We start from the raw sequence: 21,868 nt of genomic DNA, 5'->3' as shown, positions 1-21,868 counted from the left end.
ACAGCAGCATCGAGCGGGGCCATCCAGGTGGAGGTGAAGCCGTTCCTGTTGCCCACCGCGATGGCGCTCCCTTCATCGCCATCCCTGCTGAAGACAACATGGTCACCCGGGCACATCTGCCCGGCCTTTCCGCAGCAGCCACTCCAGGAACTGGAGCCGCACCGGCAGGCTCTGAAGGCACGCCATGTTCACGCAATGTTCCTGTAATACGGTGCCGGCGCGTGCCGAACCACCCCGCCACGCCCCCTTCCTGCGCAAGCCCTGCCGATGCACATCCTGCTGATCGAAGACGAAGCCGAACTGGCCGCTACCCTGAAGTCCGCCCTGCAGCGCGAGCGCTACGTGGTGGACCTGGCCAATACCCTGGCCCTGGCCCGCGAAGCCGCCCTCTCCGGGTCGCATGATCTTGTGCTGCTGGACCGCACTCTGCCCGATGGTGACGGACTGGGACTGATTCCCGTGCTGCGAGGGCGCAACCCGGGTGTTCCGATCATCGTGCTCAGCGCGCTGGGACAGTTGCCGGACCGCATCACCGGCCTGGATGAGGGCGCCGACGACTACCTGGCCAAGCCCTTCGCACTGGAAGAGTTGTTCGCGCGGATCCGGGCGGCCGCGCGCCGGCCGAGTGGAATGCAGGTGGAGCCGATGAGCATCGGGCGGCTGCTGTTCGACCCCGCCTCGGGTGAAGCCAGCGTGGGTGGACAGCGGCTGGAACTTCCGCGCCGCGAGATCCGGGTGCTGGCCGCCCTCGCCCGCCGGCTGGGCCGCACGGTGCTGCGCGAGTCCATCGAAATGGCCGTGTATGGCTTCGATGACGGCATCCACTCCAACACGCTCGACTCGCATGTCTCACGCCTGAGGCGCAAGCTGGCTGACGCCGATGCCGGGGTGGAAATCCATGCCATCCGCGGCGTTGGCTATCTGATGCGGGAAACGAAGTAATGGTGCTTCGTCCCTCACTGAAGCGTCCGCTGATCGTCAAAACGCTGATCTACCAGCTGCTCGCGCTGCTGGTGGCATTCTTTGCCTTGCTGATGGTGCTGGTGCGTGTCGACAGCGGCGGCTACTTCACCATCCAGACCTTTGCCCCGGTGGCGGCAGAGGCCGTTCACCGCGACAGCAATGGCGAACTGTACGTGAAACGCACGCCGGAGCTGGCCGAGCTGCTGAAGATCGTCCCCGGCGCGTGGTTCATCGCCGAGGATGAAAGGGGTCACCATGTGACATTCGGCCATGTTCCACCCGCCTACGCATCGCTGATCGGTGCCCTCGACGGCATTCCCTATGGCGATCTGCGCGGACGCGGCCGCAGCGACGGCCTGGCCGTGGTTATACGCCAGCACAGCGGCCCGGCCGGCAAGTTGACCATCATGGCCCATGGCGAAACCGATTCGTTGACCTGGCAGATGGCGCTGGCCGCACACATCATCACTCTGCCGATCTTCCTGCTGCTGGGCCTGGCTACTCTCATCCTCACCCCGATCATCGTGCGTCGCGCCCTGGCCGGTGTGGAGCGCATCGCGCAGGAAGCCCGCAACATCTCCGCCAGCCGGCGCGGGATCCGCCTGACCGAGACCGCAGTACCGGTAGAGATCGCCCCCCTGGTGTCAGCGGTGAACGAAGCGCTTGACCGCCTGGACGAAGGGCACGAACGGCAGCGCCGCTTCATCGCCGCCGCCGCCCATGAGCTGCGTACGCCGATTGCGATCCTGCGGGTGAAGATCGATGCGGCCGGCGACGCCACATCGCGCAGCCTCGGCGTGGAGATCGCGCGACTGGCGACGCTGGCCGAGCAGCTTCTGGACCTGCATCGCATGGAAGCAGAGGGGCCGAAGGACTCTCTCAACCTGGCCCGCGTGGCCAAGCGGGTCGTCGCTGATCTCGCCCCCCTGTTGATCCAGTCCGACAAGACGGTTGCCGTGACGGTGGAACCAAACTTCCCGGTGCTGGGCGAGTCCGGCGCCATCGAACGGGTGCTCTCCAACCTGGTACTGAATGCCGCCGAGCATGGTGGACGCCACATCATCGTGCGCGTGCAGGGCAGTAGCCTTGAGGTGGAGGACGACGGGCCCGGCATTCCGGTCGACCAGCGCGAACGCGTGTTCGAACCCTTCCAGCGCCTGCGCCCCCGGCAGACAGGCGCCGGATTGGGTTTGAACCTGGTGCGGCAGGTGATAGACCGCCACGGCGGCCACGTCACGATACTGGATGCTCCCGGTGGTGGCGCCCTGATCCGCGTCGAGTTTCCCCAGCATCCAGGCGTCACCGGCGCGTCGACGCAGGAGCACTAAGCGCATCTCCTCTTCGTGGATGACTACCGGCTGTCCGCGCGCCGCGACCGCGGTTGAGGCGCAAGGTTGCGGCAATGTTCGCTGCCCAGCATGCAGATGAGTGGCACCCCTGCAGGTGCTGCGTCCGGATCTGACAGGAAGCCTGCATGTGACACAGGGAGCTTCTCCACCGCCCTCTTCCACACCTACCCCGCCTCCCCGGAGTGCGTCCAGCCTGACCGCCGCAGCATGGAACTGCCGCGCGCATGCGGGCCGCGGGCGTGGGCCGGCACACTGGCCGCACTGGCTGCGGATGATTCCCGAACGCGAACGAGCGGACGTCCTGATCCGCCTGTTCTCTGCGCTGTTCCTGCTGGTCCCAGGCATTGCGCTGGTGGCTTCAGCGTATCGACACGCGCACTCAACGGTCACCGCCGTGGTGCTGTTCGTCGTCGTGCATGCCGCGCTGCACATGCTGGCAGTGTGGCGGGGGGCTGCATTGCGCCCCGTTCCGCGGTGCCTGCGGACCCTGCATGTATATGCGGCCGCCGTGATGATTGCGACCACATTGCTGATCATCGCGATCAGTGCAGCTGCCGCGACACTGTCCGTTTCTGCATGTGCCGTGCTGCTGGCCGGCGCGATGTGCGAGCTTTCGAGCCTGCACACGGCGGCACAGCACCTGCGCCACATGCTGCTGGCGCTCGGCAGCATGCTCCAGTTCATCGCAATGGCGCTGCTCACGCCCGGCGTTGCCTACTGAAACACCTGCACCACCGCAAGGTTCACGCAATCCAGCGCACAGAGACTCGAAGGACATCCACGCCTGCCCTGCCGGCGTGCAATCCCATCTGTCGCGAGGACCCACGATGCCCTGTCTTTTCTGGATGCTGTGCCGATGAGCGCCGCACCGAGCCACCGCCGCCGCGTGCTGATCATTGCTGCCGCAGTCCTCTGCACAACGATGGCGCTCCTCGCGTGGCTCTGGCCCACACCAGCACCGCAACTGCAGGTGGCATCGGTCACCCGCGGCAACATTGAGCAGGTCGTGGAAGCCACCGGAACGCTGAAGCCCTCGCGGCTGGTAAGCGTGGGCGCGCAGGTCTCCGGCCGCATCGAGACTCTGTACGTGAAGTTGGGCGACAAGGTGAAGGCTGGCGATCCGATTGCCGATATCGATTCGCGCACCCAGCGCAACGCGTTGCTGAGTGCAGAGGCGGCACAGCGCACCGCGCGCGCGAACCGCGACGCGCTGGCCACCGACCTGCGCCAGTACCAGCTGACCCTTCAACGCCAACAGGCGCTGGTTTCGAGGCAACTGGTCGCACGCGCGGACTACGATGCGGCCAAGGCCAAGGTCGATACCACCCGTGAGCAGATCGCCGCACTCGATGGCGAGGTGGTGCAGCGGCAGACCGATGTTGATGTGGCACAGACCAACCTGGGCTACACCCGCATCACTGCGCCCACCGATGGCACCGTGCTGGCCGTGGTCGCTCGACAGGGACAGACGGTCAATGCGGTGCAGAGCGCACCGACCATCGTGATGCTCGGCAACCAGGACGTGATGACCGTCTACGCCGAGATCTCCGAGGCCGACGTGGTCCACACCGCACTGGGACAAGAAGCGTTCTTCACCATCCTCGGCGACAGCGACCGGCGCTACAGCAGCAGGTTGCGCGACATCGCACCGGCACCCGAGTCGATCACCAACGAGGATACCTCCAGCTTCGCACCCGCAGGCACTTCGGCAGGCGCCAACCGCACGGCCATGTACTACAACGGCCAGTTCGACGTGGACAACGCCGATGGCCGCCTGCGCAGCTACATGACCGCGCAGGTGCGCATCGTGCTGGGGCGTGCGAAGGACGTGATGATGATTCCCTCAGCCGCACTGGGCGCGCGTGCCGCCGATGGCAGCTACAGCGTGCAGGTCCGCGGCGCGGATGGCCAGCCTGCCCCGCGGCGCATCACCACCGGGCTGGACGACCAGATCAACGTTGAAGTGCGCAGTGGCCTGCAGCAGGGCGAGCAGGTGGTACTGGCCCAGACCGCCGATGCCGCCGCAGCAGCCGCACAACCATGACGGGCGCAGAGAAGGATGCACCACTGCTGCGTGTGCGCGGCATCCGCCGCGAATTTGCAGCCGGCGAACAGACCCTGGTCGTACTCGATGGCATCGATCTGGATATCCGTGCCGGTGAGCTGGTGGCCATCGTCGGCCAGTCCGGTTCGGGCAAGTCAACCCTGATGAACATTCTGGGCTGCCTGGATCGGCCCTCGGCCGGCGCGTATCAGATCGCCGGTCGCGAAACCGCACAGATGTCGCCCGATGAACTCGCCGAACTGCGCCGCGAGCACTTCGGCTTCATCTTCCAGCGCTACCACCTGCTGACCGATCTGACCGCACTGGGCAATGTGGAAGTGCCGGCAATCTATGCGGGAATGCCTGCCACCATGCGCCATGCCCGGGCGGGTGAGCTGTTGGCGCGGCTGGGCCTGGGCGAACGCATGCAACACCTGCCCGGCGAGCTGTCCGGCGGGCAGCAGCAACGCGTGTCGATCGCGCGCGCGCTGATGAACGGCGGGGCGGTGATCTTCGCAGATGAGCCCACCGGCGCATTGGACACCCAGTCCGGCAAGGAGGTGATGAAGATCCTGGGCGAACTACACGCCGAAGGCCATACGGTGGTGCTGGTCACCCATGACATGGCCGTGGCCGAGCATGCACAGCGCATCATCGAGATCCGCGATGGGCGTATCGTCGATGATCGCCCTACCGCTGCCGCGACAGCGGCCTCTGGCGTCACCGCAGCCACCCTGCAGGCGCGCAGCGAAGGCACCGGCTGGCAGGCTCTGCGCGACCGCTTCAGCGAAGCCTTCCGCATGGCCCTGCGCGCGATGAACGCGCACCGCATGCGCACCTTCCTGACCATGCTCGGCATCATCATCGGCATTGCCTCGGTGGTGTCGGTGGTAGCCCTGGGCACGGGCGCACGTCAGGCCATCCTGTCCAACATCGCTTCGCTGGGCACCACCACCATCGAGGTCTATCCGGGCTCCGGCTTTGGCGATGTGCACGCCGCACAGGTCGAGACCCTGACGCCCGGCGACAGCACCGCGCTGGCCGGGCAACCGTTCGTGGACAGCGCCACACCCGGCGTCGCCAGCAGCGGCACCGCGCAACGTGGCAACCGCTCGGCCAACGTGCAGATGCAGGGCGTGAGTGAGCAGTACTTCCGCGTGCACGGCCTGAAGCTGGGGCAAGGCCGCTTCTTTGGCCAGTCCGCCGTCGCCGGTTACCAGCAGGTGGTGGTGATCGACGCCAACACGCGCGCACGGTTCTTCGCCGCACAGGAAGACCCGATCGGCCAGACCCTGTTGCTTGGCAATGTCCCGGTGCGGGTGGTGGGCGTGGTGAAGAAGGAAGCCGGCGCCGTCGGCGATGCCTCGTTGCTGCAGGTCTGGGTGCCCTACACCACTGCCATGGCGCGCATGTTGGGGCAGAGCCATGTATCCAGCATCACCGTGCGCGTGTCCGACACCGTGGGCATGCAGGCCGCGGAAGCCTCCATCCGCCGGCTGCTGGAGCGCCGCCACGGGCGGCAGGACTTCTACATGAGCAACAACGCGCAGATCCGCACTTCAATCGAGCAGACCACCCGCATCCTCACGCTGATGATCAGCTCCATTGCCGCCATCGCGTTGGTGGTGGGCGGCATCGGGGTGATGAACATCATGCTGGTGTCGGTAACCGAGCGTACGCGTGAGATCGGCGTGCGCATGGCGGTGGGCGCGCGCCGCAGCGACATCCTGCAGCAGTTCCTGATCGAATCGGTCCTGGTCTGCCTGCTTGGTGGCGTGTTGGGAATCTGCGTGGCGCTTGCGCTGGGGGCAGTGCTGGCACTGGCCGACATCGGCTTTTCGCTGGTGTTCTCGACGACCTCGATTCTGGCAGCGTTCGCCTGCAGCAGCCTGATCGGCATTGGTTTCGGCTTCCTGCCAGCACGCCGTGCGGCTCAGCTGGACCCGGTGGAGGCGCTGGTGCGCTGAACGACGGCGTCCAGCGGAGAAGACTACAGGTTCGCGCAATGTCCGCGCGCTGTACTGGCACGAACAACACAGCCGCAAAGGAGCGGAGCGATGTTTCAGAAGACAGGACGTACAGCATTGCTGCTGGGTGCCGCACTGCAGCTGCTGGTACTGCTGCCCTATGCGGGCCAGGCGCACGCACAGAACCGGGATGGCTACCGCTCTGGCTGGGACCGAGGCTACCAGGACCGCCAGCGCGATGACTGGGAGCGCCGCGAGCGCGAGCGCGACCGGCGCGACGATGCCAAGGCCAAGCGCGTAGTAGTGGGCGTGGTGGGCGCGGCGGTGGTGGCCGGCGTGATCGCCGCCGCGGCCAAGCGCGAGCGTGAGATCCGCAAGCGCGCCGACTACTGCATGAACCGCTACGGCAACTACGACCGCCGCAGCGACACCTACCGAGGTTCGGATGGCTACAGCTATCCCTGCCGCTGACCTGCTCTGCATTCCGAAGGAACCGACCGCATGAACAAGACGCTACTCATCATCGCCCTGTGTACCGCACCGCTGATCGGCCACGCCGCCAGCAGCGACCCGAAGCTGGCCTATATCGACTCCAGCTTCGCCGTCATGGACAGCAACAGCGATGGTCACATCGACAAGTCCGAGTACGAGAGGTACCAGCAGGCACGCTTCAGCAGGCAGGCCGACTCCATCGACGCCGCGTTCAAGGAAATGGATGCCGACAAAGACGGAAAGATCAGCAGGAAGGAGGCCGCGGTGGTGCCGGAAATCGCGAAGTATTTCGCGGCGCTGGATACTGATGGCGATGGCTATCTGTCGCTGAAGGAAATGCAGCAAGCCATGGTGGCCGCGCAGACAGCAGACGCCCCGGCGAAGTAGCGTCCCGGTACCGGATGCGACGTCACATCGCTGTGGTAGGTGCCCACCTTGGTGGGCACGGTTCCATCACCACGCGCGAAGGCCAGAACGCCCAGCAAGGTGGGCATCTACCAGCTAGCGTGCGGCGCTCAGCGCACCTTGTACAACACTGCTGCACCTGGTCGTGGCTCAAACGAAGGAAACGTCTGCTGGGTAAGCACGGTGCCCTTCGCATCCCACACCAGCGTCTCCACCGGAACTCACCCTTACGCGTCATCCGGTCGATCTTCGCCACGACCACCGTCGCGGCAGCCGACACTTCCGGGTTCCAGCCAAACACGCCCAGGGGGCCGTGGAACACGGCGGGTGCAGAGCATCGAGGCGGCGGTCCGGGCACACGAGGCGGAGCTGCGGCAAGCCGGGACCCTAGCCCATGCGCATGGCCGCGGTGTCACGTGCCTGCACATCGATCTCCTGTTGCTGGCGCTGCGCGTGTGTCTGTTCACGATCCGCACCGACTGTCCGCATGGCCTGCAGTGACTGCTCGACCGGCGTCTGCACCGCCCTGTCCGTGGGCATGGATACCCGGAGATGCGCCGGATCATTCAACTCACCCCGCACCACAAACACGTTGCGGCCGGCCGGCTGATCGGCGGTCTGCGCGCTCAGCAGCACATGGTCGGCACGTTTGAGCTGGTTGTGGCGCGCCAATGCCATCACGCTCGCCACAAGGCGCTCGCTGTTCTCATCGTGGGTCCGTCCCGCGCCGGCATCGATCGCGGCCACGCCTTCGCGCACCTGCTGCATCAATGCGTACTCACGGTGGCCAGGACCAATGTCGGCCAGACGGGTCGGTGCCTGCGAGGGATCCGGCACTTCGTCCACGGCTGCGGTAAGCGGGCTGCGGGTAATGGTCCGGTACGGGTCGTCCGGGTGGAACTGGGTACGTTTTTCCTGCCGTTCCAGACGAACCTCGCGCGCGTCGTTGAGTTCGGCGATACGGGCCGGATCGGTGATCTCGCGCATCGACATGTGGCCGCCGCCCGCACTGATACTGGCCCACTTCCTGTCCGCTTCGAAGTACATCGCGTAGTAGCTGTTGCCACCGATGACATTCGGATCGACCGCCGAGCGGCCCTCCAGCGCCTGGGTGGCTTCCAGCACGCTCAACCGGGTCAGGTACTGGCCACCTTTCGTCCATCCCATCTGGCTGACGGCATCGACGCTGGTGTTGCCTACGCGTGGACCGCCCGCGTAGTCGTTGTTGAGCATGTTGGTCCAGATCTGTTCCAGCTTCGCGGGGCCGCTCTTCTGTTCAGCCGCCTGCAGCAACACGCGCGGCGTCCAGCAGTTGGGATCAAGTTCATGCCGTTCAAATGCCCGGTCGTGAGCCAGCATCACATCCTTGCCGGGAAGATTCAGTGCCAGGTCTGGACGGCGCTCGTTCATCCACTGCTGCCGCAACTCAAGATCTCTTTCGAGCAGGGTCTGCCCAAAGGACTCCCATTGCCGCTCCGTCAACTGTGCATTTGAAAACCGGGACCCCTCGTCCTGCTGGGTCTTCGCGTAGCGTTGTGCATACGCGTTCGCGACGCGTCCCGGCAGGCTGTCATTGCGTACAACACCCAGTGCCAGTGTCCCGTATCCATCGGCTCCCGGCAGTTGCGACAGGTAGTTCCAGTAAAGCTCGCGGTTGCCGTCTCTGGCATAGCTGCCAAGGACGCTCAGATCCCGTTCGGTCAATCCACTCATACCCTGCCCTTCTCTTCCTTGAATCACTGATCACTTGGACCGGGTGCGCGCGATGACGTCCCTGACGGCCTCTTCCATGCGCTTCCAGTCCTTCAGAAACGCTCTCTTGTAGTCCAGGCTGACGGACAGCTTGTTGTCGATGTCCACGAAGTAATGAACGCAGCCCGCTGCCACTTCCCCAGGCTCACTGATCACCTCGCGCCCCTCCAGCCGCACGCCGTCGCGTCGGAATTCCTCGCCGTCACATTTGATGAACGAGCTGATCCGGCCGTCGCCCTGACGTGCGATATACCAGTCTCTTTCGTAGGCGGGATTGCGCACAGGCGGCTTTCCGTACCGCGCCTCATACTTCTTCGCGTACACCACCATCTTCGCCTCATCGATTGCATAGGGCGTCAGGCCCAAGGTCTCCGGCTGTGCAACGCGTTGATCGAGACGGTCCCTGGGATCCTCCCTTTCCACAGAGCCCTCCTCCGTGATGGCTTCATTTGACGACAGCCTTGAAAGCAGTGTTTCAACGGGGACGCGATCGACGTAGTTGATCCGAATGGGAATCTCCTTCCGGAAATCATTCGTACGCGGATTCGCCCGGGCGCCCGGCGGCGTCGGCGTCATGTCCGGCCACTCGATGACCAGCGTCACGCCCTCGCCCGGCCACGGTGCGATCTGGCTGTCCAGGTAGTTGGCCGGGATGCGGAAAATGTTCGGCCCCAGCTTCACGTCCACGGGGGCATCGGTATAGGTGTGACCGTTGATCGTGCGACCCGTCTGCGTTGCGCCGGACATGGCGGGATTCCTTTCGAGTTCGGTGGACGGTGGCCGCGCACACGCGCTGGCACTCACTGCGATGGCAAGTGCAAGCGTCAGGCAACGGCTGGGGGACATCACGTGCATGGGCATTCCGTTGCAGGGTTCCGGCGCCACTATAGGGAACCGGGCGTCAACGGAACAGGAACCGCATCGCAACCCTTCATGGAACCAGGCGGCGCTCATGCGCTGCCTGCGGTGCTGCGGTTATTGCTTCGGCGCTCCACTCTAGGTCTCAGCCGTCGCTGTCCGTGCTCCCATGGCCGCGATAGGTTTCACCCCACTCGCGCATCGCCAGCAGCACCGGCACCAGCGTGCGGCCGAACTCGGAAAGCTCGTACTCCACCTTCGGCGGCACTTCCGGGTACACGTGGCGGATCACCACGCCATCGGCTTCCAGTTCACGCAGCTGGCTGGTGAGCATGGACTGGGTGGCATTGGGCACCCGCCGCGACAGTTCCATGAAACGCCGCTTGCCCGTCACCAGATGAAAGAGGATGACGGGCTTCCACACGCCCCCTATCACCGACAGCGTGACCTCCACGGCGCACCCGCTCTTGCCGTCCCAACGCTTGCTGCGCATGAATACTCCGGAAAACCATAGTACCTACGGAAAATCATCGTTCTTGTTGCGATAACGGTGCGAGCCTAGCATGGGCGCATCCACTGAACGTGAGCCCCCACCATGAGTTTCAAGGCACTGCTGACCCGCAAAACGAACGACGGCGTATCCACGGAACTGGTCGATTTCGATGATGCCAACCTGATGGACGGCGACGTGCTGGTGCAGGTCGAGTACTCCACACTCAACTACAAGGATGCGCTTGCCCTCACCGGCAAGAGTCCGGTCATCCGTAAGTTCCCGCTCATTCCCGGCATCGATCTGGCAGGCGTGGTGCTGGAATCCAGCACGCCCGACTTCAAGCCAGGCGACCGCGTTGTACTCAATGGCTGGGACCTGAGCATGGGCCACCATGGCGGCCTGGCACAGCGCGCCCGCGTGCGAGGCGAATGGCTCAACAGGATTCCCGGCAGCCTGACCACCCGCGATGCCATGGCCATCGGTACCGCCGGCTACACCGCCATGCTGTGCGTGCTGGCCCTGGAACATGCCGGTGTGACGCCCGACAACGGCGATGTGCTGGTGACCGGCGCCAACGGTGGCGTCGGTTCGATCGCGGTGGCAATCCTTTCAAAGCTGGGCTATCGCGTGGTGGCCGCTACCGGGCGCCTCGAACACGCCGAGTACCTGCACAGCCTGGGCGCGGCCGAGATCATCGATCGCGCACAGCTTTCAGAGCCGCGCGACCGGCCGGTGAGCGCCGAGCGCTGGGCCGGCGTGGTGGATGTGGCGGGTGGCCCTACCCTTGTCAACGCGATTGCCGAGACGAAATACCGCGGTGCCGTCGCTGCCTGTGGTCTGGCGCAGAGCGATGCACTGCACGGCTCGGTGCTGCCCTTCATCCTCCGCAATGTGACCCTTGCCGGCGTGGATTCGGTGAATGCGCCGCAGGACGTTCGCCAACGTGCGTGGGACCGGCTTGCCACCGACCTGGATGCGCAGAAGCTGGAAAGCACGGTGCAGTTGATCGGGCTTGCCGGCGTGCTGGACGTCTACGACCAGATCATTCCGGGCAAGGTGCGTGGGCGGATTGTTGTGGATGTGAATGCGTGACGACAGGCAGTCCCGCGGTGGCACGCTGGCGCCGCGGGGCCGATGCCGTGCTGTGCGTCAATGCAGCGCTATTCTGAAACTTCAATCGGCAGCTTGCATTCGCTGCGGAACTTCCCCGCTTTCCGGTCCAGTTCAGCACGTAGCTTCGGAATCTTCGCCAGCTTGCTGCGCATCGTCGCGATGGGCAGCACGCCCTTGGCGTAACTTTCCGTCACACCCAGAGCGTTAGGCGCACCGCGGATGTGCCACACCAGTTTTTCCAGGCCCGTACCGTAAGCCAGCAGCGTATCCAAAGACAGAAAAGCCCTTCCGCCGAGGTTTCCGTTTCGGAGGCGATTCCAGTCCATATTGCCTGTCAGGCTAGTGGAGTAGACCGAAAACTGCTTGTTCGGATCTTCCGACCGATACAGGTGTATCCAGGTGTGTCCGGGATCCTTCGGCTCCTGGCCGATTTCCTTGGCGTCAAAACGGAAACCCATGACCACTACGACCTCAGCCTCTGGAACAGCCTTCTGGCGCGTCGCGTCTTGTGGCCAGTAGTAATTCAGGGTCCAGCTGCTGGCCATGCCAGTGCCGAATGGCGTGCTGTTTGACGTCCATTCGTAGGTGTCGCGCGATGCCGTGGCACCCGTTGCTGCGTCCACCTCCCGGGACACACTCCATGTTCCGTCCGCTTCCTCAGTCCAGAAGCCACAGAACAGTGATGGGGTGGACGATTGCGCCGCCGCAGGCAGTGCTGCCAAAGACAGTACAACAGCCAGAAGGCAGTTGCGGCCAGATGTAGAGAACATTCCTGCAGGCATTGGATTCCTTCCCGGGGCGCCATCCACGGAGTAGTCGGAGCCATCCGCTACGGCATGGCGACAGCCTAACCCACTCCGACCACACGGCAACAGTCACGCGCCTGATCAAGCCCCCTTATCATGGGGCTGTAAGGGCACTTTACGCCCAGTGACGTACGCAAGGCAGTATCTGGATGTCTATGGAATGGCGCCCCTCGGGCTGGGGCCAGCGTGTGACCCGCTCGCCGGACTGGCGGCTGCGGCTGGATGGCGAGCATGTCGAGCTTCTGATTGAAGGCCGGCAGTACCGCCAACACATCGATGATGACCAGCGTGTGCGGATTCTTCCGGGCGTGTTCTGGGCCAGGGTTGCGCTGCAGAGCGAGGACGGCGAAACGCTGTCCGTGGACGGCCTGCCCAACGGCCAAGCTTCCCGCCTCGCGGCTGCTGTCCAGCAGGTGCTCTTCGCGCGCACCACACGCGGGCGCAAGGCGCTTTTCGAGGACATCCTGGAGCAGATCCAATCGTGGCTGGCCGAGGCCGACGCCCTCACTGACCGGGGCACCGCCGGCCGCCGCTGGATCACCCACGAACAGCAGCACATCCTGCTGGCCGGGCGCCCCACCCTGCCCTTGTCGCCCGCCGAGCTGGAACGGCTGTTCCTTGATGAGGATGTGCACGACGACCTGCACTCCCATAGCCATCGTGCCGCATTGGATGCCCTGCACGACTGGCAGCTGGATTGGCCCGCCGTATGGGGGGACGCCAATGCGACCATGGCGACGCGGGAGCTGGTGCTGGCCAAGGACTTCCTGGACCGGGTCGAGAGCAAGCCGCTGACCGAGGAACAGTCCCGCGCCGTCATCTGCTTCGACAACCGGGTCCAGGTCGTGGCCGCGGCCGGTTCCGGCAAGACCTCCACTATGGTCGCCAAGGCCGCTTATGCCATTGATCGGGGCTTTGTCGAACCCGAACGCATCGTGATGCTCGCCTTCAACAAGGACGCTGCCAAGGAGCTGGAGGAGCGCGCGCAGCGATCCTTCGATCGGCTCGGCATGGGCGACACCGTGGTTGAGTCGCGGACCTTCCACGCCCTGAGCCTGGCCATCATCGCCAAAGCCACGGGGCGCAAGCCCGATATCCCGGAATGGACCACTGACGCCACACTGGGCTTCAACAAGCTGGCCGAACTGGTGGACGACCTGAAGGACCGCTCGACCCACTTCCGCACCCAATGGGACATGTTCCGCCTGGTGTTCGGGCGCGACCTGCCGCCACTCGGTGCGGAAATGGAGGCCGACGGCTACGACCGCGATGGCACGCCCTACATCCGCGCCCTGCAGGGTGAGCGGGTGAAGAGCCTGGAAGAGTGCGTCATCGCTGACTGGCTGTTCTACAACGGCGTGGCGTACGACTACGAGCGGCGCTACGAATTCGATACGGCCACCGACACCCATCGCCAGTATCGCCCCGACTTCTATTACCCGGACGCCGGGCTGTATCACGAACACTTTGCGCTGGATGCCGATGGCCAGCCACCGGCGCACTTCGCCCATTACGCCGAAGGTATGCACTGGAAGCGCCAGCAGCACGCGGCACGCGGCACCGCCCTTGTCGAGACCACCTCGTTCGGTCTTCGCAGTGGACATGCCCTGCAGGATCTTGCGGAGAGGCTTGACGGGTCCGGTGTCGAACTCGACCCCAACCCCGACCGCGAGCTACCCGAGCAGGGCGCAAAGCCCATGCCGGACGCAGACCTGATCGGGCTGATGCGCACATTCATTGCCCACGCAAAGAGCAACTGCCTGACGCTGGATGACATGGCCGAGCGCCTGCGGCAGATGCCCGAAGATCAGTTCAAGGAACGGCATCGGCGCTTCCTGGAGATTGCCAGCCCTGTTTTCCAGGCTTGGGACAACGCACTGACTGACGAGCACGGCATCGATTTCGAAGACATGCTCAACATGGCGGCCGGACTGCTGGAACAGGGCCGCTATGAATCGCCCTACGAACTGGTGATGGCCGACGAGTTCCAGGACGCCTCGCGTGCCCGCGCCCGGCTCTGCCGCGCCTTGGTCAGTAAACCAGGGCGCTACCTGTTTGCGGTGGGCGATGACTGGCAGTCGATCAATCGCTTCGCCGGCGCCGACGTTTCAGTGATGACCGGATTCCGCGAATGGATGGGGCAAGGCCAGGTGCTGAAACTGGAGCAGACATTCCGCTGCCCGCAGGCACTCTGCGATGCGTCCAGCCGCTTCATCAGCCGGAATCCAGCGCAGATTGCCAAGACGGTTCGGTCTGCTGCACCGGCGATGGGCCCGGTGCTGCAGGCGTTCCAGATGCACCGGCGTGAGGAGGTGCAGGATGGCGTTCGCCAATACCTCGCCACATTGCATCAGCAGCTGCTGTCCGGTGCCGTTCCACAGGGCCGCAACGGGCGCGTGACGGTCTTTGTTCTGGGGCGTTACCGCGCGGATCGGGGTGCAGTGCCTTCGGATTGGAAGACGGCCTTCGGCAGCATGATGGACGTCGAGTTCCTCACGGTCCATCGGTCGAAGGGACGCGAGGCGGACTACGTTGTTCTGCCGGGCATGGTCAACCGCAGCTTTCCGAGCCTGCGCGCGGATGACCCGGTGCTTTCGCTGGCAATGCCGGACGGCGATACCTATCCGCTGAGCGAAGAACGGCGGTTGTTCTATGTCGCGCTGACGCGTGCGCGACGCTCGGTTGCGATGTTCACCCTGCAGGGCAAGCACTCGCCATTCCTGGATGAGCTGGTGGAGGAAGGTGTTGTGGAGGTGACCGGGATTTCAGGCGCGCCGATCCACGAAGAGCGCTGCCCGGTGTGCAAGGTGGGCGTGTTCGTGGACCGCAATGGGCCGCATGGGGCCTTCCGGTCGTGCTCCAGTTACCCGTCGTGCCATAACAAGCCGAAGGGTGGGCGTCGCGGGTAGCCGGGTCGGCGGCAGGCGGGTGTTGGGGTGCCGGTTGGATCGAAGCGCTATCGACGATCTTGGCAACGGCGCCACGCAGATGAAAGTCAGGATAGAACTTGGCCGCGCATCTGGGTTCGGCATAACGCTTGCCCTGCTCTTCAGCGGAACCCGGCTGCTAGACTTCGCACACTTTTGGATGGAACTCCCCATGGAACGGTGGTATCTGGCAACACTGCTAGCCTTGATCCTGCACCAGATCGACGCCGCCTTCTGGCATGAATGGGACATGTTCAGTGTCCCGGGCGGGATCCAAGGGTTCCTGGTCTTCAACCTGGCCGCTGTGGGCGCCCTGCTGCGCGGGTATCGCCAGGTCGCGCTGGCCAAGCCGTCCGCGCGAGCGTATGCCCGCCTATGCGGGTTAGTGGGTGCCGGCACTGCGGCAATCCACGTCGCATTTGCAATTGCTGGGCGTGAGGAATTCCATCTCCCTCTGTCCATCGCAGTCCTAGCAGCATGTCTCATCGCCGGCGCCGGCCTGCTGCTTAGCAGCCGGAAGCCGGCCACTGGTCAGTAGCCACGGCGGAGCTGGGCCTGCGCCGCCCCGACCCACGCCTTCATGGGATCCTTTGCCTTGGGCTTGGTCTCCCTCGGCGGTCGGCGCGGTTCCAGCGCCGCCTTGATCCGCTCGACCTCCTTCGCTCCGGCCTCGGCCAAGCGCCGAGCCTGTTGCTGCTGCTCGCGGGTCGGTGGCAGACCGGGCGGCGGCGGCGGCTGGATCGGGGTGCTGTCGGTCAGCCGGGCAACGGCCTCACGCAGAGGCAGCTCGGGATACAGCCTGGCGGCGCACCAGCGCCCGGCGTGACGCTTCGCCTGCCGGACGTTGGCAGCGCGCGCTTCCTTGGTGTGCCACATCTTCTGGCCTTCCATCCATAGCCGGATCCCAGGACCGCCATCAGGCGTGACGCTGGCCGTCTCGCGGCGTTGTGCTAGAGCGCCCAGCGCTCACCCGTCTGGACCCAGCCAGAGGAGGGAATCGGGGCGGTTCGGAAGCCTTGGTAGCCCTTCGAGGGAAGCATGGCCGGAAGGATACAGTTGGCCGCCTCAATCGCTGCGATTCGCTCAATAGTCGGCCTTAACTGCTCAGCCCCCCCCAAAAAATGCCCTTCCCAGCGGCCCTGTCGGCAATTCCCTACAGAGTCGTGAGCAATTTTCCTATTGCTAGCATCCAAGTCGGTTGAGACCTTCCGGTTGCCCTCCGGGCATTCATCAACTTGACAATGGAGTGATCATGAAGATCCAAAGTGTCTTGCTTGGTTTGGTCGTTGCTGCCGCTGGAGCGGCCGGTGCTGTAGGCGTAGTTCCCGCAGCTAACGCTGCCTCTTTCCACACGTCGTGCGTGCCTGCCGGCGGCGGCATGGCCCGATGCACGCAGACGTTCTGCCACGAGGGAACCTGCTGGGTGACCGACACCTGGACACAACCGATGCGTGAAGTCATCGAGTTCCAGTGACGTTCAGGCGCAGCTGCATTTGCCGCTGCGCTCTTCAACGAAGTGCTGCATCCAGCCCTACGACAATGCCACAGGGCTCAATTTGCCGACATGGAGGTTCCAGAGCGAGGACGATGTGCTGAACACGCGCGAGTGAACCTTCCATGCAGCCTAGTCGATGCGTGCAATTTCTACATATGGAGGTGTATCAGTGAAAGCAGTGAATTTGTTTCTACTGGCTTTGTCGCTCACAGCCATCAGCACCAGCGCAAGCGCTGCTCGCTACAAGGCGAGCAACTACATCTACTTTGACGCCAACGGCTCACCAATAGGGCAGACCGCCACATACTGCAATGGTGTGCAATGGTCGGGAGGCGACACGACGTCTTCCATTTTCCTAAAGATCACTACGGGATGCGGAGCCACCGAATTCTGCCCGCCTGAAGACGATCAGTGTCACGTAGGCGTAGACAACACTCTATCCATCATCCTGGCAGGCAACCCGCCCTTCACACGACAAGAAGCATGCACCCTCATCGGCTCCTTCCCGTGTCAATCGATGGCGCCAGAACTCCTATGGAACTACGGATGGACGCCCGTAAGAACCAAGTAACAGATTGACTGATGTGCGCTGCGGTCTACCCAAGGACCGCAGTGCACAGCTCGACCTTGATAGGCCAATGCACTCAGATGCTGCCAAGGTCCTTCACCACCGCCTGCCCCTGCTGAAGCAACCCGATCAGCAGGCGGCCACCTGCGAATTGCCGGCCCATCTTCTCGTTGAGGTAGTTCGCCTGAAGCCTCGCCGCAGCCAAGACGTCCTGCGACGCAAAACTGTCCGGGCGGCCTCTCAGTGGTTCACTTGGCGCAGCCAGCCCCCCCGGCTAGCGGTTGCACAATCGCGGGAACAGCACTGTCGCTCTTGGCGTAGGCCGTTGCCTCCATCCGCCCACGTTCCGGCGGCCAGCCGCCAAGCACAAGTTCTGTGCCCAAGCTCTGCTTCGGAAGGCCCGCGTCGACCGCAGCACGCTCATAGCTCGGCCATACCTTCTCGATCACAAGCCCCAGCTCCTTTGTCAGCTGCTCGAAGTCTGCCCGGAAGCTTGCCTGGAGGGCGAGCTCGTAGATGCGGAGAAAGAACTGAGTGGACCCGCGTGCCGCCAACACCCCGCTGTACTGCGGGATCAGCAGCATCTTTGCGCCGGACGAATGCGCTCCGGTGCGGGCGTCCTCCGCGAGAGTATCGACCGCGACCAGGAGCTGAGGGCGTAACAGAACGTTGAGGATGCTCATACCGGACTCGCCCATGGGCGCGGCTGAAAAACTGGAAGAGCTCCTATCGCTCGATCGAGTGCGCCAGATGACCGGCATTGGCACCACCTTCATCTACGGAGAGACCAAGGCTGGCCGCTTCCCGCGCTCTATCCGCATCGGTCGCCGCGCACTCTGGACGCAATCTGAGGTGCAAGGCTGGGTTCGGCAGCAAATCGCGCAGAATCGACCTTTGCAGGTGGATGGGTAGGCGGGCGGTTAGCAAAGGCTATAGAAACGAAAAAGCCCCTATTTCTAGGAGCTTTTTGCAAAGACTGGCGGAGAGAGTGGGATTCGAACCCACGGAAGGTTTAACCCTTCGCCGGTTTTCAAGACCGGTGCCTTAAACCGCTCGGCCATCTCTCCAATCGGGTCCCGGTCGCCCGGGCAGCGGCGTATTCTCGCACGTGAAGCGCATTTGCCCAAGACCACCCTTGCCCCCACCCTTCGCATCCGGCACGGTGGGGCCTTCACCGCAATCGGAACCCCCATGGCCCACCTCGACCTGGCCAACCTGCGCACCAGCCTGCTGGACGACACCCAGCTGGCCGCAGTGGCCCTGCACCGCACCTTCGCCGGCCACCTGCCGGTCAGCAGCGGGCAGCTGGTGGTCTGCGATCCGCTGGTCCAGGCCGAGGCGCCGGCGCTGGCCGACTACACCGCTCCGCTGGGTCGGCATCCGGTCGAGATCATCATGCACAGCGGCCGCCCGGCGCTAGCCGTGGTCTGGTTCAAGCCCCGCGAAGCCCTCACTGCGACCGCCCTGCACTGGCAGATGGCGCGCTGGACCGCGCAGGACCTGACCGGACTGGATGAGGACAGCTTCATCGGCTACCCGGTCGACGCCGGCATCGGCTGCTTCATGGATACCGACACCCAGCATGCACTGCTGGCCCTGATCGAACAGGCCGATGGCGACGAAGGCAGCGAGTGGTCGGATGCGCTGATCGACCATGACGGCCTGGATGAGGGCGCCGAATACCGCCCTTGGGGCGAGGACTCACCGCATGGCCTGGTCGTATTCACCAGCGGCTGGGGCGACGGCGTCTATCCGAGCTACTGGGCGCTGGATACCTCCGGCATTCCGGTCGCTCTGGTCACCGATTTCCTGTGCATCCAGGGCGGTGATGGGCGCGACGAGCGCGAGATCGCCGACCAGGCCTATCGCGACAGTCTTCCGCCCGAAGAAGCCGAAGCGTTGGCACGGCTGGTAGCGGCCGTGGAACGCGATGATGCGGAGGCGCTGCACACCCTGCTGAAGGATGCGCCGCAGCGCGCCAACCAGATCGAACCTGGCTGTGGCGGCACCGCGCTGTTCGAGGCGATCCGCCTGGACCGTCCGGAGGCGTTGCGGGTGCTGTTGCAGGGCGGCGCTTTACCGGCGATGCCCGAACGCCTGCACATGAGCAAGGTGACCAGCTATCTGGACTATGCGCGATTCCTGAAGAAGCCACGCAGCGCGGAGCTGATGACGGTGCTGGAAGTGCCCATCGTTGCAGCCGAACCGCCACCGGCCGCACCGCGACGCCGCAGCTTCTGGGACCGGCTGTTCGGCCGGAACTGATCGGCGCCGGAATACAGAAACGCCGGGCATCGCCCGGCGCTACCTTCCTGCATTCTCAGCCCGCATCCACCGCCAACGCGCCCAGCGCACTGGCCTTGATCCGCTCCTTGGCCTTTTCACAGGCGCCACCGCAATCCAGGCGCGAGGCCTCCAGCTGCGGCGGCAGGTGTTCGGCCAGGAAGTCGATGAACACGCGCACCGCCGGCAGCAGGCCGCGGCGCGAGGCGAACACGGCGTGGCACACGCCCTGCGGCAGCGACCAGTCGGGCAGCACCACTTCCAGCTCGCCGTTGCGCACAGCGTCGGCACAGACGGTTTCCGGCAGCATGGTGATGCCGAAACCGTCCTTCACCATGCTCTGCAGCAGCGGGAAGTCGAAGCCGGCCACGCGCGGCTGCAGGTCGACCCGGCGCACTTCGCCTTCCGGGCCATGCAGCTCCCAGCGCTGGCGCGCTTCGTCTTCGCTGATGCTGAGGGTGACGTGCTGGGTCAGCTCTTCCGGATCCTTCGGGCGGCCGGCGCGATCCAGGTACTTCGGGCTGGCCACCAGCAGTTCCTGCACCTGGCCGAAGCTGCGCATCACCAGACTGCCATCGTCATCCAGGCGCGAACGCACGCGCAGGGCCACGTCGTAGCCTTCGTTGATGATGTCCACGCGGCGGTTGCTGATGTTCAACTGCAGGCGCACCTTCGGGTACTGCTCAAGGAACTTGGGCAGCAGCTTGGGCAGCTGCATCTGCGCCAGTGACACCGGCACGCTGGCGCGCACCACGCCGCGCGGTTCCGCGCTGAGGCGGTCCACCACTTCGCGGGCGGCCTGGGCCTCGGCCAGCATCGTCTGCGCATGGCGGTGCACGCTGGTGCCGACGTCGGTCACGGCGAAACGACGGGTGGAGCGCTGCAGCAGGCGCACGCCCAGGTCGGTTTCCAGCTGGCTGATGCGGCGGCTCAGTCGCGACTTGGGAATACCCAGTGCACGCTCGGCGGCGGCGAACCCGCCGTGGTCGACCACCATCGCGAAGTAGTACAGATCATTCAGGTCATGCATGCCTGAGTTCCATATCTAGAACAATACGTGGCATTCAACCACCTTTATTCCGTCTTTGCAACAACCTATCGTTCTCTCCGTCGGCGGGGCACCCCGCCCCTTCCTCCCAGAACATAGGTGACTGCCATGAAGCTTCTGCATCTCGACGCCAGCGTGCTTGGCGACAACTCCGTGTCCCGCCAGCTGTCGGCCGCCGTGGTCGCCCGCTTCACCGGCCAGATCGACGGCCTGCAGGTCGATTATCGCGATCTTGACGCCAATCCGGTACCGCATCTGCGCAGCAGCTCGCTGGCCAAGACCGACGCCGCCGAGGCAACCGATGCCGAACAGGTGATGCAGCAGTTCCTTGAGGCCGACATCCTGGTGATAGGCGCACCGATGTACAACTTCAGCATCCCGTCCACGCTGAAGGCCTGGATCGACCGCGTGGCCGTGGCCGGCCGCACCTTCAAGTACACCGAGAACGGCCCGGTGGGCCTGGCCGGTGGCAAGCGGGTGATCATCGCCAGCAGCCGTGGCGGCATCTACACCGACTCGCCGGCCGACTTCCAGGAGCCGTTCCTGCGCCAGGTGTTCGCCTTCATGGGCATCAATGAGGTCGAGTTCGTGCGCGCCGAAGGCATCGCCTACTCGCCGCAGCACCGTGAAGACGCCATTGCCGGTGCGCTGGCTGCGCTGCCGTCGCACGAAGCGACCGAAGCCGCCGCTGCATAAGCGTTCCAGCGTTCGGCGCCCCTCTCTCCTCGTCTGGGCGCTGAACGCGGGCCGGGATCCCCTCCCCCATCCCGGCCCACCCTGGCGGCCCCGCTTTGCGGGGCCGTTTTTTTGTGTCTGGTCAGAGGGCCCCATCCACGCATGGCGTGGATCTGCCGCACGTGTGCGTGGATTCGCTGCCATGCACGGCGCTCACCAGAACGTTAGGCTGGGGCCATGAACTACATCGTGACCACTGCACACCGCAGCGAGTTTCCGCACCCGATCACCCTGCGCCGTGGTCAGGCACTGGTGGTGGGCGAACGTTATGAAGGCCCGGAGGGCTGGGACGACTGGTTCCTCTGCGAAGCCGGAGGGCAGCGGCCTGGATTCGTACCGGCGCCTGTGATCGGTCGGGATGCGCAGGGTGGCGCGTTTGCCACGGAGGATTACTGCGCGCGGGAACTGGATATGGATCCCGGGCAGCTGCTGCGCGGGCAGCGCACGCTCAATGGCTGGGCGTGGTGCGTGCCGGAGGCCGGCGACCCGGGATGAGTGCCGTTGGAGAAGTTGCGCGCTGTGGAATGATCACGGCGGTTCATCCACGCATGGCGTGGATTCGGTGCCATG

The 21,868-nt window shown here is 64.5% G+C and carries 21 protein-coding genes, 1 tRNA gene and 2 pseudogenes; 15 read left to right on the top strand and 9 right to left on the bottom strand.

Going from position 1 to position 21,868, the window contains the following annotated elements; genetic code table 11:
* Positions 1-267 precede the first annotated feature (267 nt).
* The 7 genes from R1H25_RS06370 to R1H25_RS06340 all read left to right on the top strand — a co-directional run bounded on the left by R1H25_RS06370 (position 268) and on the right by R1H25_RS06340 (position 7,202).
* The gene (locus R1H25_RS06370) at positions 268-942 is read left to right on the top strand and encodes a response regulator transcription factor (RefSeq protein ID WP_088026383.1); all 675 of its coding nucleotides are present in this window, start codon (positions 268-270) and stop codon (positions 940-942) included.
* Positions 942-2,291, top strand: a complete 1,350-nt coding sequence (locus R1H25_RS06365) for a HAMP domain-containing sensor histidine kinase (RefSeq protein ID WP_317223081.1) — start codon at positions 942-944, stop codon at positions 2,289-2,291. Before R1H25_RS06370 ends, R1H25_RS06365 begins: the two co-directional genes overlap by 1 nt.
* A gap of 292 nt (positions 2,292-2,583) precedes the next feature.
* Positions 2,584-3,033, top strand: a complete 450-nt coding sequence (locus tag R1H25_RS06360) for a hypothetical protein (RefSeq protein WP_317223080.1) — start codon at positions 2,584-2,586, stop codon at positions 3,031-3,033.
* Positions 3,034-3,168: 135 nt separating this feature from the next.
* Positions 3,169-4,356 carry an efflux RND transporter periplasmic adaptor subunit gene (locus tag R1H25_RS06355; protein WP_317223079.1) on the top strand — a complete coding sequence of 396 codons (1,188 nt, stop codon included), beginning with the start codon at positions 3,169-3,171 and terminating at the stop codon, positions 4,354-4,356.
* Positions 4,353-6,323, top strand: coding sequence for a MacB family efflux pump subunit (locus tag R1H25_RS06350; protein WP_317223078.1), 1,971 nt, complete (start codon positions 4,353-4,355; stop codon positions 6,321-6,323). Before R1H25_RS06355 ends, R1H25_RS06350 begins: the two co-directional genes overlap by 4 nt.
* A 90-nt stretch (positions 6,324-6,413) precedes the next feature.
* The gene (locus R1H25_RS06345; RefSeq protein WP_317223077.1) at positions 6,414-6,794 is read left to right on the top strand and encodes a hypothetical protein; all 381 of its coding nucleotides are present in this window, start codon (positions 6,414-6,416) and stop codon (positions 6,792-6,794) included.
* Positions 6,795-6,824: 30 nt separating this feature from the next.
* Positions 6,825-7,202, top strand: a complete 378-nt coding sequence (locus tag R1H25_RS06340) for an EF-hand domain-containing protein (RefSeq protein WP_317223076.1) — start codon at positions 6,825-6,827, stop codon at positions 7,200-7,202.
* A 128-nt stretch (positions 7,203-7,330) separates the two neighbouring features.
* Here the strand turns inward: R1H25_RS06340 and R1H25_RS06335 are convergent.
* The 4 genes and pseudogenes from R1H25_RS06335 to R1H25_RS06320 form a co-directional block, all read right to left on the bottom strand.
* Positions 7,331-7,583 (bottom strand): annotated as a pseudogene (locus tag R1H25_RS06335) (hypothetical protein); the annotation flags it as partial.
* Positions 7,584-7,607: 24 nt separating this feature from the next.
* Positions 7,608-8,933 (bottom strand): XVIPCD domain-containing protein, encoded by a 1,326-nt coding sequence (locus R1H25_RS06330; RefSeq protein WP_317223075.1) that lies wholly within the window; start codon positions 8,931-8,933, stop codon positions 7,608-7,610.
* Positions 8,934-8,963: 30 nt separating this feature from the next.
* The gene (locus tag R1H25_RS06325; RefSeq protein ID WP_099590075.1) at positions 8,964-9,827 is read right to left on the bottom strand and encodes a hypothetical protein; all 864 of its coding nucleotides are present in this window, start codon (positions 9,825-9,827) and stop codon (positions 8,964-8,966) included.
* Positions 9,828-9,975: 148 nt separating this feature from the next.
* Entirely contained in the window at positions 9,976-10,323 is a 348-nt protein-coding gene (locus R1H25_RS06320; protein WP_317223074.1) for a helix-turn-helix domain-containing protein, read from the bottom strand.
* Between the two features lie 102 nt (positions 10,324-10,425).
* Here R1H25_RS06320 and R1H25_RS06315 point away from each other — a divergent pair, with 102 nt between their 5' ends.
* Entirely contained in the window at positions 10,426-11,415 is a 990-nt protein-coding gene (locus R1H25_RS06315) for an MDR family oxidoreductase (RefSeq protein ID WP_317223073.1), read from the top strand.
* Between the two features lie 68 nt (positions 11,416-11,483).
* On the opposite strand, the gene R1H25_RS06310 is transcribed toward R1H25_RS06315, so the two are convergent.
* Positions 11,484-12,218: a hypothetical protein gene (locus R1H25_RS06310; RefSeq protein WP_229301048.1), complete on the bottom strand. Its 735-nt coding sequence runs from the start codon at positions 12,216-12,218 to the stop codon at positions 11,484-11,486.
* A 179-nt stretch (positions 12,219-12,397) separates the two neighbouring features.
* Between R1H25_RS06310 and R1H25_RS06305 the strand changes: the two genes are divergently transcribed.
* Both R1H25_RS06305 and R1H25_RS06300 read left to right on the top strand, forming a co-directional pair.
* Positions 12,398-15,151, top strand: a complete 2,754-nt coding sequence (locus tag R1H25_RS06305) for a UvrD-helicase domain-containing protein (RefSeq protein ID WP_317223108.1) — start codon at positions 12,398-12,400, stop codon at positions 15,149-15,151.
* Between the two features lie 190 nt (positions 15,152-15,341).
* Positions 15,342-15,707 carry a DUF6713 family protein gene (locus tag R1H25_RS06300; protein ID WP_057500581.1) on the top strand — a complete coding sequence of 122 codons (366 nt, stop codon included), beginning with the start codon at positions 15,342-15,344 and terminating at the stop codon, positions 15,705-15,707.
* Here R1H25_RS06300 and R1H25_RS06295 read toward each other — a convergent pair.
* Positions 15,701-16,209 (bottom strand): annotated as a pseudogene (locus R1H25_RS06295) (hypothetical protein). The gene R1H25_RS06300 and the pseudogene R1H25_RS06295 overlap by 7 nt on opposite strands.
* Positions 16,210-16,421: 212 nt before the next feature.
* Here R1H25_RS06295 and R1H25_RS06290 point away from each other — a divergent pair.
* Positions 16,422-16,643 (top strand): hypothetical protein, encoded by a 222-nt coding sequence (locus tag R1H25_RS06290; protein WP_129550508.1) that lies wholly within the window; start codon positions 16,422-16,424, stop codon positions 16,641-16,643.
* Positions 16,644-17,480: 837 nt separating this feature from the next.
* Here the strand turns inward: R1H25_RS06290 and R1H25_RS06285 are convergent.
* Positions 17,481-17,915, bottom strand: a complete 435-nt coding sequence (locus R1H25_RS06285) for a hypothetical protein (protein ID WP_317223071.1) — start codon at positions 17,913-17,915, stop codon at positions 17,481-17,483.
* A gap of 13 nt (positions 17,916-17,928) precedes the next feature.
* On the opposite strand from R1H25_RS06285, the gene R1H25_RS06280 reads away from it, so the two are divergent.
* Positions 17,929-18,144, top strand: coding sequence for an AlpA family phage regulatory protein (locus R1H25_RS06280; protein ID WP_317223070.1), 216 nt, complete (start codon positions 17,929-17,931; stop codon positions 18,142-18,144).
* Between the two features lie 65 nt (positions 18,145-18,209).
* On the opposite strand, the gene R1H25_RS06275 is transcribed toward R1H25_RS06280, so the two are convergent.
* A tRNA-Ser gene (locus tag R1H25_RS06275) sits at positions 18,210-18,299 on the bottom strand.
* Positions 18,300-18,423: 124 nt separating this feature from the next.
* Between R1H25_RS06275 and R1H25_RS06270 the strand changes: the two genes are divergently transcribed.
* Complete coding sequence (locus tag R1H25_RS06270) at positions 18,424-19,497, top strand: DUF4241 domain-containing protein (RefSeq protein WP_317223069.1); 1,074 nt, start codon at positions 18,424-18,426, stop codon at positions 19,495-19,497.
* 55 nt (positions 19,498-19,552) lie between these two features.
* On the opposite strand, the gene R1H25_RS06265 is transcribed toward R1H25_RS06270, so the two are convergent.
* Positions 19,553-20,545 (bottom strand): LysR family transcriptional regulator, encoded by a 993-nt coding sequence (locus tag R1H25_RS06265; protein ID WP_005410175.1) that lies wholly within the window; start codon positions 20,543-20,545, stop codon positions 19,553-19,555.
* A gap of 126 nt (positions 20,546-20,671) precedes the next feature.
* Here R1H25_RS06265 and R1H25_RS06260 point away from each other — a divergent pair, with 126 nt between their 5' ends.
* Entirely contained in the window at positions 20,672-21,259 is a 588-nt protein-coding gene (locus R1H25_RS06260) for an NAD(P)H-dependent oxidoreductase (protein ID WP_317223068.1), read from the top strand.
* Positions 21,260-21,475: 216 nt separating this feature from the next.
* The gene (locus R1H25_RS06255) at positions 21,476-21,793 is read left to right on the top strand and encodes a ligand-binding protein SH3 (protein WP_317223067.1); all 318 of its coding nucleotides are present in this window, start codon (positions 21,476-21,478) and stop codon (positions 21,791-21,793) included.
* The last annotated feature ends 75 nt before the right edge of the window (positions 21,794-21,868 follow it).

It is taken from the genome of Stenotrophomonas veracruzanensis, from assembly GCF_032911525.1.
In the GTDB taxonomy this organism is placed as follows: Bacteria; Pseudomonadota; Gammaproteobacteria; order Xanthomonadales; family Xanthomonadaceae; genus Stenotrophomonas; species Stenotrophomonas africana.
The sequence above is the reverse complement of the archived record's forward strand: the minus strand, read 5'-3'. Positions and strand labels throughout refer to the sequence as shown.